Here is a 14,374-nt window from a genome sequence, read left to right on the forward strand (position 1 = left end):
CACACGTGTATCCCCAGAGTAGTTATGGGTGGTACCAGTGGGAAGAGGGGGAAGCGCAGTCCTCGTACGGTGAGAGATAGTCCTGTTGCAGTACGTAGTCACTCGGCGGTTCGTAGCAGTGGGCGTGCGCACCGCCGCCGCGCGGGACGTCCGGGGCGCCGGTTTCAGGCCAGCAGGCCGTGGTGGGGGAAGACGGCGCGACGGCTGGCGAGGATCGCCTGGTCCAGGCGGTCGGCCGGATCGTATCCCGCGTCGAAGTCGCGCCACACCGGGCGGGCTCCGTCGGTCATGCGCAGCGGGGCGGGGAGGCGGGTGCGGCGGTAGACCTCGGCGCGCCACGGTTCGGGGGTCTCGGTGGCCGGGTCGACGGGGTGGCCGGCGGCGGTGGCGACGAGGTGGGTCCAGGTCCGCGGGACGACGTCCACGACGGCGTAGCCGCCCCCGCCGGTGGCGACCCAGCGGCCGCCGGCGTAGCGGTGGGCGAGGTCGTGCAGGTCCTCGGCGATCAGCCGCTGGGCGTCGACGGTGACGGCCAGGTGGGCGAGCGGGTCCTCCAGATGGGTGTCCGCGCCGTGCTGGGTGACCAGGACGTCCGGGCGGAAGGCCGCGAGGAGTTCGGGCACCAGGGCGTGGAAGGCGCGCAGCCAGCCGGCGTCGCCGGTGCCGGCCGGGAGCGGCAGGTTGGCGGCGCCGCCGGGGGCGTCGGGGCCGCCGGTCTCGCTCGGGAAGCCGGTCTGCGGGAAGAGCGTGGCGGGGTGCTCGTGGAGGGAGATCGTGAGCACCCGGGGGTCGTTCCAGAAGGCCTGCTGGACGCCGTCGCCGTGGTGGACGTCGACGTCGACGTACGCGACGCGCTCGGCGCCGAGTTCGAGCAGGCGGGCGATGGCGAGCGCCGGGTCGTTGTAGATGCAGAAGCCGGAGGCCTTGGCGGGCATGGCGTGATGCAGTCCGCCGGCGAAGTTGACGGCGTGCGGGGCGTCGCCGCGCCAGACGGCCTCGGCGGCGGCGACGGACTGGCCCGCGATCAGGGCGGAGGCCGAATGGATCGCCGGGAAGGCCCAGTTGTCGTCGGTGCCGAGCCCGTGCCGGACGTCGTGCCGGTCGGGGTCGGCGGCGGCCTGCTTGACGGCCTCGACGTATTCGCGGGTGTGCACCAGCTGGAGCGTCGAGTCCCCGGCCGGGGGCGCGGCCCTGACGGTCACGCCGGGCGCGGTGGCGAGCCCGAGGGCCTCGACGAGGCGCATGGTGAGGGCCAGCCGGGTCGGGTCCATCGGGTGGCCGGGGCCGAAGTCGTAGGCGGTGACGGCCTCGTCCCAGAAGAGGTGCAGGCCGCAGGGGAGGTCACGCTCGGCTTCGGGCATGACCTCCACCGTAGTGGGTGGCGGTCCGCGGGCGGCTGCCGGGCCGGGGCGAGTCCCGGAGCCCGGGGTTCAAACCCCTACGGGAAAGGCGGCTTGAAGCAGAACGTCAGGAGCGCTCGCCGGCCGGGGCCGCGGCGGTGGTGGCCCCGGGCGCGGGTGAAGGGCAAGCCGCGCCCCAGGCATCGCCCGAACAGGCGCTCCACGCGATGGACCGGATGATCGCGCTCGCGCAGATCCGCGCCGAGTGAGACACGGGACGGGGCCCTACGCCTCGACGGGCGTCAGGCCGGCGGGCGCCGGGGCGAAGCGGTCGGCCAGCGGGAGGACGGCGAGCACCAGCACCATCGGGGCGAGCAGTGCCCAGCGGTACGAGCTGCCGTCCGCGATGGCACCGACCAGTGGCGAACCGATCAGGAAGCCCACGTAGTTGAAGAGGTTGAGCCGGGCCACCGCGGCGTCCGAGTCGGCCGGGAACAGCCGCCCACCGGCCGCGAACACCTGCGGGATGATCGCGCAGATGCCGAAGCCGAGCAGCGTGAACCCGGCGATGCCCGCCCACGCCGCGGGCGCCGCGGCGGCGGCCGCGAAGCCGAGCGCCGCCAGCGCCGCGCCACCGCGGACCACCGGGACGGCGCCCCAGCGCTGCACCGCGCGGTCGCCGAGGGCGCGGCCGAGCAGCATCGCCACCATGTAGCCCAGGTAGGACAGCTTGGCGACGTCCTCGGGGCTGCCCAGCCCGTCGGTCAGGTACTTGACGCTGTAGTTGGAGACCGAGGCGTCGGCGATGTACGCGAAGGCCATCGCCAGGCACAGCGGCAGCAGCGGCCGCCACGGGATCGAGCGGGCGGCGGCCTCGGCGGCCTCCCGGACGGCGTCGCCGAGCTCGGCGGGCCCGGCGAAGCGGGTGCCGACCAGCAGGGCGAGCGGGGCGATCACCGCGGCCGCGCCGCCGAACAGCAGGGGCAGACCGAGGTCGTCGTGCGAGCCGAGGCCGGCGACGGCCGCACCGAGGATGCCGCCGAGGCTGAACGCGGCGTGGAAGCCGATCATGATCGAGCGGCCGTAGCGGTGCTGGAGCCCCACCCCGAGCATGTTCATGCTGGCGTCCAGCGCCCCCACCAGCAGTCCGAACGCCCCCAGCGCGATGGCGAGTTGCCACAGCTCGTCGCCGAGTCCGACGCCCGCGAGGCTGAGGCAGACGCCCGGCTGGACGACCCGCAGGACGGCCCGCGCGCCGGTGCGCTTCACCAGCTGCTCGGAGGTGATCGAGCCGACGCCCGCGAGGATCGGCACGGCGGCCAGGAACACCGGCAGCAGCCCGTCGCTCAGCCCGTACCGGTGCTGGATCTCCGGGATGCAGGTGACCAGCAGCGCGAACGTCGTGCCCTGGAGCAGGAAGCTCAGGGCCAGGGCGGCGCGGCCGGCCCGCAGGCGGGACGGGACCTCGGCACTCGACGGGAACGCAGGACTCATGCGGGAACCTCGCTACCGGCCGGTACGACGATGTTGGCGAGAGCGTAGGTGCCCGGGGGGACTTTGGGGAGAGGGTGCGCAGCGCTTTCCGCGCTCAGCCCAGCAGCGCGGGCACCTCGGCGAGGTCGGCGATCAGCCCGGTGGCCCCGGCGGCCGTCAGCCTGGCCGGATCGGTGAGCGCGGTGTAGCCGTACACGTCCATGCCGGCGGCGCGGGCGGCCAGCACGCCGTTCGGACTGTCCTCCAGCACCAGGCAGCGCGAGGGGTCGACGCCGAGGGTGCGGGCGGCGTGCAGGAACAGGTCGGGCGCGGGCTTGCCGATGCCGACGTCCTGCGCGCTGAAGATCCGCTCCTCGGCGAAGTGCCCGCGCAGGCCGGTGACGTCGAGCGCGGTGCGGATCCACGTGTGGTGCGCGGAGGAGGCCAGGCAGTACGGGACGGCGCGCTGCCGGAGCTGCTTCAGCAGCACCTCCGCTCCCCGGACGGCGGTGAGTTCGGCGCCGAACGCGTCGAAGACCCGACCGTGGAAGAGGTCGTCGAAACCCTCGGGCAGCGTCGCGCCGTCGTACCGCTCGGCGATCACGTCGTGGATGCGGTGGGCGGCACAGCCCATGAAGTCCCGGTAGGACTCCTCGATCGTCGTCGGGTGGCCGAGTTCGGTCAGGTACTCGGCCAGCACCCGGTTGGAGAGCGGTTCGCTGTCCACCAGGACGCCGTCGTTGTCGAAGATCACCAGGTCGTAGGCCATGCCGCCGAGCCTAACCGGACGGACGTTCGAGGCGGTTACTTCCCCCCGGAGGCCAGCTCGCGCGAGCGGTCCCGGGCCGCCTCCAGGGCGCCCAGCAGCGCGGCCCGCACGCCGTGGTTCTCCAGCTCGCGGATGGCCGCGATGGTGGTGCCGGCCGGGGACGTGACGGCCTCGCGCAGCTTCACCGGGTGCTCGCCGGAGTCGCGCAGCATCACCGAGGCGCCGATCGCGGACTGGACGATCAGGTCGTGCGCCACCTGCCGGGGCAGGCCGAGCAGGATGCCGGCGTCCGTCATCGCCTCCACGAGGAAGTAGAAGTAGGCCGGGCCGGAGCCGGAGAGCGCGGTGGCCGCGTCCTGCTGGCTCTCCGGCAGGCGCAGCGCCTTGCCGACCGAGCTGAAGATCTCCTCGGCGCGCACCAGGTGCTCCTCGGTGGCGTGCGAGCCGCCGGAGATGACGCTCATCCCCTCGTCCACCAGGACGGGCGTGTTGGGCATCACCCGGACCACCGGGGTGCCGGCCGCCAGCCTCTCCTCGAACCACGCGGTGGGCACGCCGGCCGCGGCCGAGATGACCAGCCGGTCCGGACTGACGTGCGGCGCGAGCTCCTCCAGCAGGGTGCCCATGTCCTGCGGCTTGACGGCGAGGATCAGGGTGTCGGCGAGCTTGGCGGCCTCGGTGTTGGAGGCGGCCACGACGCCGTAGCGGTCGGCCAGTTCGGCGGCGCGCTCGGGACGGCGGGCGGTCACCAGGACGTCCGCCGGGTTCTTCCCCGCCCGCAGCAGACCGGAGAGCAGGGCCTCCCCGATCTTGCCGGTGCCCAGGAAGGCGATCTTCTGTCCGTGCGCTGCGCTGCCGCCCATGGCCGCTCCTAACCTCGGTACTGCTGCCATCCTCGCACCGCGCGGCAGCCCCCGGCGGGACCGTCCGGTCCGTGGTCCCTTACGGAGAAACTCGGGGGTTTCCCCTATGGCCCCGGGGCGACCGCAGGAGCACCGTGGGGGTATGGCACACGACGAGATGTCCCGACGTGAGAACCGGCAACTCGCCGTCGCCTCGGCGACGATGGGTCCGTGGCGGACGGCCGCGGGGGTCGGTGCGGTGGTGGGGGCGACAGCCCTGGGGATCGACGCGATCACCGGGCACTGGTCGCTGAGCATCCTGGCCGGACCGGCCGGCTGGGGTCTGTTCTTCTTCTTCCTCGTCGGCACGCTGGGCGGCCAGTTGCGGCGCGACACCGGCGACCGGCGGCTGCGACGGTGGGCCGACGCGCACCCGTGGCAGGCGGCGCTCCCGGCGGCCGGCGGACTGCTGCTCCTGAACACGCTGGCGCAGCTGTTCCTCGGCGACGCGGGCGTGTTCGCCGCGTTCTTCGAGTCGCTCATCCCGGCCGGGATCCTGCTGGCGATCGCCGGCGTGGTGGGGTCGGTGAAGCAGGCCCGCGGCAAGGGCTGATCCTCCCCCCGGCACCCCTCCGACCTGGGCAAACGGGGCAAACGTCCGCACTCTGCGCACGAGTTCGCCACAAGGCGTGCCCCCGATCGACCGATCGTCACACCCCGTCGGCATACTGGCGCGATGCCGATCGCCGAAGATCCAGAACCGCGCCCCTCGGAGGGCGGTGAGCCGGGCGGGTCCGACCCGTCCGGAGCGGGAGGGAAGGACCCGTTCGCGGGCCTCGTCCTCGACGAGGAGTTCGTCAGGGGTGCCGCCGTCAAGGAGCAGTCCGGCCGCACCCGGATGCTGGCCGCCCGGTGGAAGCACACCCCGCCGGTCGACCCGGGCGGCCGCCGTTCGGTCAACGACGGCCCGGCGGCACCGAAGCGCCGGTTCGGCCGCAAGCCGAAGCTCCAGGTCGTCGACCCCTGGGGCAACCCGCGCCCGCCCGAGCGCCGCACCCTGGAGTGGCGCACGCCGCTCTTCGTCGTCCTGACCGTCGTGGTGCTGATGGCGGCGCTCAACATCGAGGGGCTGCGGAACTGGTACCGGGGCGGTTCCGCCGGCTCCTCGGCGTCCCACGCCCCCGCGCCCAGCGTCGCCCCGGAGACGGCCAGGCCGACGACGGCGCCGCCGACGATCGACGCCGACCAGCCGACGGTCGACCACCCGTGGGCCGGCTCCCCCGCCGAGGGCTGGCCGAACGGCGCGGACGCCTTCGTGCTCCCCGAGGCCAAGGCCACCGGCGTCTTCTCCGCCGACCAGGTCGCCGCCCAGCTCCAGCTGGTCAAGGACTACCTGACCGCCGCCAACCTGGACCCGCAGGTCATCGCGGGCGGTCGCCCCGAGGCCGCGCTCGCGCTGCTGGACCGGGCCGAGCACGACCAGGCGGCCGCCGCCCTGGCGACCCCGTCCAAGGAGAACGACCCCACCAACTGGTTCAGCCGCTTCGACCCGCGCGAGGCCGTTCAGGTCGGCGGCGTGGTCAAGGTCCAGGGCCGGATCGGCTTCGAGGGCGACGGTGACAAGGGCGTCCTGGTGCACGCCGACTTCAGCTACGTGTACGCGGTGCGTCCGGGCCCGGACGCCGCCAAGCGGGCCATGTCGCCCGCACCGTCGGCGAGCGGCGGCCCGAAGCCGACGAAGCCAGCCGCGCCCCAGACCCAGGACCCGGCGGCCAGGCCGGTGGGCCTGGTGCTGCCCGCGGCCGACGTGGCCGGGGACACCTGGACCACCCGGACGGTCGTGCGGCGGGTCGAGAACTTCCGCTTCTACGACCCGGCCCGCTACCAGGTCAACCCGAAGAAGATCGCGTTCGGCGACGGTGGCGGCTCGGACTCGGCCAACTCGGCCTGCGACGTCTACGACGGCTTCTACCACCCGCAGTTCGCCCAGTTCGAACCGATCCGGCAGGACACCCCTGGCTCCCGGCCGACCGGCCCCGCGACCGACCCGTACGACCGCAGCAAGGACCTCGTCCCGAGCGACCAGTGCGGCACGGTCAGCCGCAACTGACCGTCAGCGCTTGCGCTTCCCGCCGGGCCGCCCGCTGCGGCCGGTCCGGCGCTTCTCGTACTGCTCGACGGCCCGCTCGTACCGCGCGCGCCGGACGCCCTCGCCCGGGGCCTCGGTGAGGCTGCGGACGAAGTAGGCCAGCAGGGAGCCGACCCCGCCGATCATCCAGACCGCGCCGAGCGAGCGGTCCTCGGTCATCCAGCCGGTGAGCCGGTCCCTGCCCTCGGCGAGCACCTTCCAGGTCCGCAGCGCGGCCAGCAGCGAGCAGAGCGCGACGGCCAGCACCAGCAGGGTGTTCAGGAACCCGCCCTGGGCGGAGAGCGCGACCCCCTCGACGGCGAGGCGCAGCACGAACGCGGCCGCCGCGGCGACGACCAGCGAGCCGGCGGACACGGCGACGCGGCGCGGCCAGTAGCCGTGGTCGCGGTGCACCCAGCTGGTGCCGAACCAGCGGATCGGCTCCGGCTGCGGGGCGGCGGGGTCCGGGGCGCCGGCGGGGTCCGGGACGGGGGTGGGGGGCTGCTCGCTCACGCCGCCGATTATCCCCCGGCCCCGGACGCGGCGGAGGAGCCGTCCCGTGGTCCGGGGCGGCTCCTCCTCGCGCGTGCGGTGGGTGCGGCTCAGCCGAGCTTGGTGACGTCGCGCACGGCGCCCTTGTCGGCGGAGGTGGCCATCGCGGCGTAGGCCCGCAGGGCCTGGCTGACCTGGCGCTCGCGGTTCTTCGGGCGGTAGCCGCCCGCGGCCTCCAGTGCCCGGCGGCGCTCGGCGAGCACCTCGTCCGGGACCTCCAGGGAGATCGTGCGGCCGGGGATGTCGATGGCGATGGTGTCGCCGTCCTCGACGAGGGCGATGGTGCCCCCGGAGGCGGCCTCCGGGGAGGCGTGGCCGATGGACAGGCCCGAGGTGCCGCCGGAGAAGCGGCCGTCGGTGACGAGCGCGCAGGCCTTGCCGAGGCCGCGGCCCTTGAGGAAGGAGGTCGGGTAGAGCATCTCCTGCATGCCGGGGCCGCCCTTGGGGCCCTCGTAGCGGATGACGACGACGTCGCCCTCCTTGACGCGCTTGGCGAGGATCGCCTCGACCGCGTCCTCCTGGGACTCGACGACGACGGCCGGGCCGCTGAAGGTCCAGATCGACTCGTCGACGCCGGCGGTCTTCACGATGCAGCCGTCCTCGGCGAGGTTGCCGTACAGCACGGCGAGGCCGCCCTCGACGGAGTAGGCGTGCTCGACGCTGCGGATGCAGCCCCTGGCGGCGTCGGTGTCCAGCGACTCCCAGCGCTCGGACTGCGAGAAGGCCTCGGCGGAGCGGACGCAGCCGGGGGCGGCGTGCCACAGCTCGACGGCCTCGGCGGAGGGCGAACCGCCGCGCACGTCCCAGGTCTTGAGCCACTCGGCGAGCGAGTCGGCGTGCACGGTGTGGACGTCCTCGTTGAGCAGCCCGGCGCGGTACAGCTCGCCGAGGATGGCGGGGATGCCGCCGGCCCGGTGGACGTCCTCCATGTAGTACGAGCCGTTGGGCGCGACCTTGGACAGGCAGGGCACCTTGCGGGAGATCGCGTCGATGTCCCGCTGGCCGAAGTCCAGCTCGGCCTCCTGGGCGGCGGCGAGCAGGTGCAGGATGGTGTTGGTCGAGCCGCCCATGGCGATGTCGAGGGCCATCGCGTTCTCGAACGCGGCGCGGGTGGCGATCGCGCGGGGCAGGACGGAGGCGTCGTCCTGGCCGTAGTGGCGGTTCGCGATCTCGACGACCGTCCGGCCGGCGTTCTCGTACAGGGCGCGGCGGGCGGTGTGGGTGGCGAGGACGGAGCCGTTGCCGGGCAGCGAGAGGCCGATCGCCTCGGTGAGGCAGTTCATCGAGTTGGCGGTGAACATGCCGGAGCACGAGCCGCAGGTCGGACAGGCGTTCTCCTCGATGATCGCGATGTCCTCGTCGGAGACGTTCTCGTTGACGGCCTGGGAGATCGCGTCGACGAGGTCGAGCTTGCGCACGGTGCCGTCGACGAGGGTCGCCTTGCCGGCCTCCATCGGGCCGCCGGAGACGAAGACGGTCGGGATGTTGAGCCGCAGCGCGGCCATCAGCATGCCCGGGGTGATCTTGTCGCAGTTGGAGATGCAGATCAGGGCGTCGGCGCAGTGCGCGTTCACCATGTACTCGACCGAGTCGGCGATCAGGTCGCGCGAGGGCAGCGAGTAGAGCATGCCGCCGTGGCCCATCGCGATGCCGTCGTCGACGGCGATGGTGTTGAACTCGCGCGGGATGCCGCCGGCCTGCTTGATCGCCTCGGAGACGATCCGGCCCACCGGCTGGAGGTGGGTGTGGCCGGGGACGAACTCGGTGAAGGAGTTGGCGACCGCGATGATCGGCTTGCCGAAGTCCTCGCGGGCTACGCCGGCGGCCCGGAGAAGCGCCCGGGCGCCTGCCATGTTGCGACCGTGGGTGACCGTACGGGACCTCAGCTCGGGCACTGTGCTCCACTCCTTCGGGGCTCGCGCGCGGCCCCGCGGGTGGGAGGGTGCGGGGACCGCTGTGGCTACCGAGCCTACGCCCGCCGTCCGGGCGGCGGACGGTCCGTCCGCGATGCGGTCAGGCGGTGGCGGGCGCACGGACCGTACGGGTGCACGGGTGCACGGGGGTCACGACGGCGTGACCGCGACCACCAGCTCCAGGGTGAACGGCTCGACCACCCAGCCCCCGGGGAACTCCGCGAGCGTGGCCTCGCGCTCGGCGGCGAGGACCGGAGCGCGCTCGTCCGGGTCGAGCGAGGCCAGGTACGAGCGGGAGGTGAGGTCGGTGATCACGTGATCGACGGTGACCCGGCGCTCCCAGCGCAGCACCGTGCGCTCGACCGCGAGGCCGGCCGGGGCGAAGTGGCTGGTGTGCTCGCTGATCCCGCCGTAGCCGTGGTAGCGCTCGGGCAGCGCGGCGGCCATCCGCTCGGCCCGGGCCCGGACCCACGGGACGGTCTCGTCGTGGACGTTCCACCAGGTGGCGAGCGCGCCGCCGGGGCGCAGCACCCGGATCGCCTCGGGGACGGCCAGCTCGGGGCGGGTCCAGTGGAAGGCCTGGGCGTAGGTGATCAGGTCGGCGGAGCGGTCGTGGAAGGGCAGGTCGTCCCCGGAGGCCCGGACCAGCGGCAGGCCGGGCGAGGAGGTGAGGAACTGGGCGGCCATGCCGCCGTTGGGTTCGACCGCGACGACGTCGGCGCCACGGGCGGCGAGCAGCCGGGTGGCGATGCCGGTGCCGGCGCCGACGTCCAGGACGCGGGCGCCCTTGAGGGCGCGGCCGGAGAGCCGTTCCAGGGCGTCGAAGAGTCCGTCGGGGTAGGTCGGGCGGCCGCGGTCGTACTCGGCGGCGACCCCGCCGAAACTCTGAGCGAGCTCCCGGAAGTTCTTCGCCTCCGTCATGTCTCCCCCTACGTGCGGCAGTTGGTGCCCGGTGGGGCACGTGGGTTCAGCGTACGCGCGAGGGGGTGGCCAGGTGCAAGCGGGTGAAGGCGAGCGCCTCGGCGAGGTCGGCCTCGCGTTCGGCGGGGGACGCGGAGCGCCGCGTGTTGACCTCCAGCACCACGTGGCCGTCGAAGCCGGTGCGGGCGAGGTGTTCCAGCAGTTCGGCGCAGGGCTGGTTGCCGCGGCCGGGGATGAGGTGCTCGTCCTTGCCGGAGCCGCTGCCGTCGGCGAGGTGGATGTGGGCGAGCCGGTCGCCCATCCGCTCGACCATCTCGAACGCGTCGATCCGGGAGGTGGAGACGTGCGAGAGGTCGATGGTGTAGTGCCGGTACGCCTCCTCGGTGACGTCCCAGCCGGGGGCGTAGGCGAGCATCTCGCGGTCGCGGTAGCGCCACGGGTACATGTTCTCGACCGCGAACCGGACGTCGGTCTCGCCCGCCATGCGGTTGATGCCCTCGACGAACTCCCGGGCGTACTGGCGCTGCCAGCGGAACGGCGGGTGGACGACGACGGTGCTCGCGCCGAGCTTCTCGGCCGCCGCCCGGGCGCGGACCAGCTTGGTCCACGGGTCGGTGGTCCAGACCCGCTGGGTGATCAGCAGGCAGGGCGCGTGCACGGCGAGGATCGGCAGCCGGTGGTGGTCGGAGAGGCGGCGCAGCGCCTCGATGTCCTGGCTGACCGGGTCGTTCCAGACCATCACCTCGACGCCGTCGTAGCCGAGCTTGGCGGCGAGTTCGAAGGCGACGGCGGTGCTCGCCGGGTACACCGAGGCGGTGGAGAGGGCGACCTTGGTGTCCGGGATGTGCAGGGCCGGGTGCGGGGGCAGCACGAGCCGGTCGGTGGTGCGCAGGAGGGGCGCCCGGGTGGCCTCGCGCTTGGCGGCCTTGACCGACTTCACGGACTGGACGGCGGCCTTGGCGGCGCCGGTGGCGCGGGCGGTGCGGGTCTCCTTGCGCGCCGGGGCCGCGGTGGCCTTCGGGGCGGCCTTCCCCGCCCCCGCCGCGGCCTTCTTGGCCGTCGTCTTCTTGGCCGTGGCCTTCTTGGCGCCCTGCGCGGTGCGCTGCGCCGCCTTCACGGCCTTGGCGGCCTGTGCGGCGGTGGCGCCCTTGACGGTCCTGCCCAGCTTGCGGCGCGGGCCGTCCGGCCGCGGCTGCCCGTCGCCGGGGGCGCGGCCCTCCCGCGTCCCGTCGTCGCCCGCTGGTTGCACCACGGGAGACAGCGTAAGCGGACCGGCTCGCGAACGGCACCGAACTCCGGGCGAACGAGACACGGCTCTCAGACGTCCCCGACCACCGACCCGGTGAGGACCCCGGTGAGGACCCCGGTGACGGCCGCCCTCTTCGGCGCGGCCTGCGGCTCAGGTGGTCAGCACGGGCCGGCGGCGGTCGGCGGGGCTGTCCATGGCGTCCAGGCGGCGCAGGATGATGCCCTCGCGCAGGGCCCACGGACAGACGTCGAGCTCCTGGAGACCGAAGAGGTCCATCGCGGCGTCCGCGACCAGCGCGCCGGCCAGCAGCTGCTTGGCCCGGCCCTCGGAGACGCCGGGGATCTGCGCCCGCTCGGCGACGGTCATGGTGGACAGCCGGGGCAGCCAGGCGGACAGGCCGGTGCGGGTGAGCCGGCGGTCGGCGTACGGGCCGGCGTCGGCGGGGGCGGCGCCGGTCATCCGGGCGAGCTGCTTGAAGGTCTTGGAGGTGGCGACGGCGTGCTGCGGGGCGCCGAGCCGGGAGATCTCGCCGACGACGGTGGCCATCTCGGCGCGGACGTGGCGTCTGAGCTCGCGCAGCCCGTCCGGGTCGGCGATGTCGCCGGGCAGCCAGCGGGCGGTCAGCCGGCCGGCGCCGAGCGGCAGCGAGCAGGCGACGTCGGGCTGTTCGTCCAGGCCGCAGGCGATCTCCAGCGAGCCGCCGCCGATGTCCAGGTTGAGCAGCCGGCCGGAGGACCAGCCGAACCAGCGGCGCACGGCGAGGAAGGTGAGCCGGGCCTCGTCCTGGCCGGACAGGACCCGTAGTTCGACGCCGGTCTCGGCGGCGACGCGGCGCAGCACGTCCTCCCCGTTGGCGGCCTCGCGGACGGCGGAGGTGGCGAAGGGCAGGATGTCGACGACCCCCTTGTCCTCGGCGACGCGCAGCGAGGAGGCGATGTGGCCGACCAGCCGCTCGACACCGGCCTCGCTTATCGCGCCGCGCTCGTCGAGCAGCTCGGCGAGGCGCAGTTCGGCCTTGTGCGAGTACGCGGGCACGGGGGCGGCGCCCGGATGGGCGTCCACCACGAGGAAGTGGACCGTGTTGGAACCTACGTCGAGCACACCGAGTCGCATAACTCTCCACGCTACGCGATCCGGCCGCGCGGGTGACCGGTCGCGGCGGTACTGCCCCGGCGCCGCCGCGGCACTGGTGCTGGTCACAGGTGCGAGGGGGTCGGCGGACGCCGACGGGCGGGGCCGGGCCCGGGTGGCCGGCTCCCTCAGTTCCTGCGCGGTCCCGCCGGGCGGCCGGTGGGGCAGTTGGCGTCCAGCCAGCGGCGGGCCGGCCCGGGGGTGTCGGTGATCAGGCCGTCGGCGTCGCGCCCGGTCATCAGCTGCCAGGACTCCTCGTCGTCGACGGTCCACACGTACACCTCGCGCCCGGCCCGGCGCTCGGCGGCGATCCGGGAGGCGCTGGCCAGGGTGGTGTCCAGGGCGATGCCGCTCAGCGGCAGGTTGCCGGGGTTCTCGGCGATGGAGGCGCCCTGGATGAGGACGATGGGCAGTTCGGGCGCGGTCGCGTGGGCCACCCGCAGGTGGTCGGCCGAGAACGAGTACATGATGACCCGGGCGCCGCTGGCCGCCGCGAGCCTGGCGATCCGGACGACGTCCTCGGTCCGGCGCTGCCACTTGATCTCCATGAGCAGGGTGGCGTTGGTGCCGGCCATCCGTTCGAGCAGCTGTTCCAGGGTGGGGACGGGCTCGGCCGGGCCCGGTCCGACGGTCACCCGCAGGGCGGCTATCTGAGCGGCGGTCAGGTCGCCGATCGCGCCCTTGCCGTCGGTGGTGCGGTCCACGCTCGGGTCGTGCATCAGCACCGGGACACCGTCGCGGGTGGTCTGGACGTCGGTCTCCACCCAGTCGGCGCCCTGGCGCAGCGCCGTGTCGAAGGAGGCCATGGTGTTCTCGGGGGCGTTCTGCGGCGCGCCGCGGTGGCCGATCACCACGGGTCCGGTGCACGGCGGCGGCGCGCTCTCCGCCCGGGCCCGCAGCGCGGGTCCGGAGGCGCAGCCGGAGGCCAGGACGGCGAGCGAGGCGAGGACGGCGGTCCGGACGGCGCGGGGCGAGGCGGTCACGGCTCGGGGCTCCAGTCGGGCGTCGGGCGCCGCGGGCACGGACGCACGGGGCATCCAACACGCAACGGCTCGGAATCATCAAACCGAACGGACTGCCCGACACGGCCGGTGGTTCCCGCGGAGGCTCTACCCTTGCCGGGTGGCACCAGCAGAAACGTCCAAGAAGAAGTCCAAGGCGAAGGTCCCGGCCGCTCCGGCCCCGGTCGACCTGGCCATGCCGACCCTGCGCGCCGAGGTCCCGCTCGACTTCCCCCGCGCGTGGGTCGAGTTCGCCGACCCCGCCGACGAGGAGCAGGTGTTCCGCTGCGACCTCACCTGGCTGACCTCCCGGTGGTCGTGCGTGTTCGGCCGCGGCTGCCACGGCATCCGCGAGGGCCGCGGCGCCTCGGACGGCTGCTGCACGCTGGGCGCGCACTACTCGGACGAGGACGACGAGAAGCGCGTCGCCGGCCACGCCGCCCGGCTGACGCCGGACATCTGGGAGAACTTCGCGCACGGCACCGACGGCAAGGGCCGGATCAAGGCCGACGGCGGCATCACCATGCTCGACGAGGACGGTGACCGTCAGACCCGCCGAGTGGGCGGCGCGTGCATCTTCGTGAACAGCCCCGGCTTCGCGGGCGGGGCGGGGTGCGCGCTGCACGCGCTGGCGCTCAAGGAGGGCCGCGAGCCGCTGGAGACCAAGCCGGACGTCTGCTGGCAGCTGCCGATCCGCCGCACCTACGACTGGATCGACCGGCCGGACGACACCCGCTACCTCCAGGTGACGATCGGCGAGTACGACCGCCGCGGCTGGGGCCCGGGCGGCCACGACCTGCACTGGTGGTGCACCGGCAGCCCGGAGGCGCACGGCGGCCCGGACCCGGTGTACGTCAGCTACCGCCCCGAGCTCACCGAACTGATGGGCAGGGCGGGCTACGACGTGCTGGCCGGGCTGTGCGAGGAGCGGATCGCCACGAAGGGCGACCGCAAGGTGGCACCGCACCCGGCGGATCCGGTCGGCAAGGCGAAGAAGAAGGACTGAGGTCCGGGCCGGGGACCGTCCGCCCCCGGGCCCGTTCGTTCTCCGCTCG

At 74.0% G+C, this 14,374-nt stretch carries 13 protein-coding genes; 3 read left to right on the top strand and 10 right to left on the bottom strand.

Annotated elements, in window-relative coordinates; translation table 11 throughout:
* Positions 1–164 precede the first annotated feature (164 nt).
* From AB0C76_RS16505 to proC, 4 genes are all read right to left on the bottom strand, one after another.
* Positions 165–1,361 carry an acetoin utilization protein AcuC gene (locus AB0C76_RS16505; RefSeq protein WP_359965074.1) on the bottom strand — a complete coding sequence of 399 codons (1,197 nt, stop codon included), beginning with the start codon at positions 1,359–1,361 and terminating at the stop codon, positions 165–167.
* A 264-nt stretch (positions 1,362–1,625) separates the two neighbouring features.
* The gene (locus tag AB0C76_RS16510) at positions 1,626–2,834 is read right to left on the bottom strand and encodes an MFS transporter (protein ID WP_359965075.1); all 1,209 of its coding nucleotides are present in this window, start codon (positions 2,832–2,834) and stop codon (positions 1,626–1,628) included.
* A 94-nt stretch (positions 2,835–2,928) separates the two neighbouring features.
* Positions 2,929–3,582 carry an HAD family hydrolase gene (locus AB0C76_RS16515; protein ID WP_359965077.1) on the bottom strand — a complete coding sequence of 218 codons (654 nt, stop codon included), beginning with the start codon at positions 3,580–3,582 and terminating at the stop codon, positions 2,929–2,931.
* A 35-nt stretch (positions 3,583–3,617) separates the two neighbouring features.
* A complete protein-coding gene (proC, locus tag AB0C76_RS16520) occupies positions 3,618–4,445 on the bottom strand; it encodes a pyrroline-5-carboxylate reductase (RefSeq protein WP_359965079.1) in 828 nt (275 codons plus the stop codon).
* Between the two features lie 142 nt (positions 4,446–4,587).
* Between proC and AB0C76_RS16525 the strand changes: the two genes are divergently transcribed.
* Together AB0C76_RS16525 and AB0C76_RS16530 are read left to right on the top strand one after the other, a co-directional pair.
* Positions 4,588–5,037 carry a hypothetical protein gene (locus AB0C76_RS16525; RefSeq protein WP_359965081.1) on the top strand — a complete coding sequence of 150 codons (450 nt, stop codon included), beginning with the start codon at positions 4,588–4,590 and terminating at the stop codon, positions 5,035–5,037.
* Between the two features lie 123 nt (positions 5,038–5,160).
* Positions 5,161–6,534, top strand: a complete 1,374-nt coding sequence (locus tag AB0C76_RS16530; protein ID WP_359965083.1) for a hypothetical protein — start codon at positions 5,161–5,163, stop codon at positions 6,532–6,534.
* A gap of 3 nt (positions 6,535–6,537) precedes the next feature.
* Here AB0C76_RS16530 and AB0C76_RS16535 read toward each other — a convergent pair whose 3' ends face one another.
* The 6 genes from AB0C76_RS16535 to AB0C76_RS16560 form a co-directional block, all read right to left on the bottom strand.
* The gene (locus AB0C76_RS16535) at positions 6,538–7,065 is read right to left on the bottom strand and encodes a hypothetical protein (RefSeq protein WP_359965085.1); all 528 of its coding nucleotides are present in this window, start codon (positions 7,063–7,065) and stop codon (positions 6,538–6,540) included.
* An 89-nt stretch (positions 7,066–7,154) separates the two neighbouring features.
* Positions 7,155–8,999, bottom strand: a complete 1,845-nt coding sequence (ilvD, locus tag AB0C76_RS16540) for a dihydroxy-acid dehydratase (RefSeq protein WP_359965087.1) — start codon at positions 8,997–8,999, stop codon at positions 7,155–7,157.
* A 168-nt stretch (positions 9,000–9,167) separates the two neighbouring features.
* Complete coding sequence (locus AB0C76_RS16545; RefSeq protein WP_359965089.1) at positions 9,168–9,938, bottom strand: methyltransferase domain-containing protein; 771 nt, start codon at positions 9,936–9,938, stop codon at positions 9,168–9,170.
* Between the two features lie 46 nt (positions 9,939–9,984).
* Positions 9,985–10,788 carry a sugar phosphate isomerase/epimerase gene (locus AB0C76_RS16550; protein ID WP_359965185.1) on the bottom strand — a complete coding sequence of 268 codons (804 nt, stop codon included), beginning with the start codon at positions 10,786–10,788 and terminating at the stop codon, positions 9,985–9,987.
* A gap of 549 nt (positions 10,789–11,337) precedes the next feature.
* Positions 11,338–12,300 (bottom strand): Ppx/GppA phosphatase family protein, encoded by a 963-nt coding sequence (locus AB0C76_RS16555; protein WP_359965091.1) that lies wholly within the window; start codon positions 12,298–12,300, stop codon positions 11,338–11,340.
* A gap of 146 nt (positions 12,301–12,446) precedes the next feature.
* Positions 12,447–13,301, bottom strand: a complete 855-nt coding sequence (locus AB0C76_RS16560) for a glycerophosphodiester phosphodiesterase (protein ID WP_359965093.1) — start codon at positions 13,299–13,301, stop codon at positions 12,447–12,449.
* 214 nt (positions 13,302–13,515) lie between these two features.
* On the opposite strand from AB0C76_RS16560, the gene AB0C76_RS16565 reads away from it, so the two are divergent.
* Entirely contained in the window at positions 13,516–14,325 is an 810-nt protein-coding gene (locus tag AB0C76_RS16565; protein ID WP_359965187.1) for a hypothetical protein, read from the top strand.
* Positions 14,326–14,374: the final 49 nt, after the last annotated feature.

Origin of the sequence: Kitasatospora sp. NPDC048722 (assembly GCF_040650235.1) — a bacterium.
Classification (GTDB): Bacteria; Actinomycetota; Actinomycetes; order Streptomycetales; family Streptomycetaceae; genus Kitasatospora.